Source organism: Pseudomonas syringae pv. cilantro, from assembly GCF_001293775.1.
Classification (GTDB): Bacteria; Pseudomonadota; Gammaproteobacteria; order Pseudomonadales; family Pseudomonadaceae; genus Aquipseudomonas; species Aquipseudomonas syringae_P.
The window spans coordinates 6,625-7,514 of the sequence record NZ_LGLN01000020.1 but is presented as its reverse complement, the minus strand read 5'-3'; the positions used below and the strand labels follow the sequence as shown (position 1 = coordinate 7,514).

The window sequence follows — 890 nt, the reverse complement described above, 5'->3', positions numbered from 1 at the left end:
ATACCATGAAAAACGCCATGAAAGAGCTAAAACCCGATCAAGAAGCACGGTCCGCCTCTCTTAGGGCAAAGGCAGCCGATAGCTGCCTCTCTAGAATGGCCAACTCATCCACGCTACCATCGCGAACAACCTCGGCCAGCAGCTTCGCCGCATAAGAGGGATCAGCCTGGAAACGCTCTACCATTAACTCGTCGTGACTACGGTCTTTCATTGATCGCCCCTATTCGTAGATGCCCTCAAACCTCAAGAATAGCCTGCTCAGGTCACCAGATGACCGTCGGATTCTGGCCGGTACTGCCTGTCAACTCTGACATTAAGCGGCCAAAAGCAGCCATTTGGTTTCGAAGGTTTCTCACTAAATCAATCCGAGCATTACAGGGCAGACCTTCCCCTCACCGGCTTGCATAGGGAATTCACGGCCTATGCTGCTCGCTGTTGATCAGGCCGTCCACCCGCAGCGCCCAGGCGAAACCCTTGAGCGCGAAAGGTGTACAGGATCACGCTGACATTCCGGTGTTCATCGGTGCTGTCCATCTCGCGCTCCCGGCCCGCATGCGAAACGACTGCGACTCCAACTCGGCCGAGGCCGAGTGTTGCGCGGGTTTTCGCGCCGCCCCCAATGCTAGCTGTACCTCGCAGTTGGTGCACATCCCCCTGATCAGGCTTCACCACCAAGAAATATGTACAATCCTATGCCTTCTTTACCGTCAGAGTTTCTGATGCACCTTCTAAACACTTACGACAACAAGGATGACGCAGACGATGCGGCTGCAGCTCTGAAAGGGCTACTACGCATAGCAAGCGAAAGGGATGACACCACCACTGTTTACAATTTATTCGGTGAGGCCACATGGGCCAACCTTTATAGTTTGAAAATGTATAATCTAGTG

General features: G+C 53.4%; 1 protein-coding gene. It reads right to left on the bottom strand.

The genetic code is table 11. The features are described from left to right. Positions 1 to 37: 37 nt before the first annotated feature. On the bottom strand, positions 38 to 211 hold the full coding sequence (locus ABJ99_RS28585) for a hypothetical protein (protein ID WP_183132460.1): 174 nt from the start codon (positions 209 to 211) through the stop codon (positions 38 to 40). Positions 212 to 890: the final 679 nt, after the last annotated feature.

Excerpts from the sequence above, each read along its gene's own strand:
- ABJ99_RS28585 (WP_183132460.1), bottom strand. The coding sequence starts at position 211 with ATGAAAGACCGTAGTCACGACGAGTTAATGGTAGAGCGTTTCCAGGCT.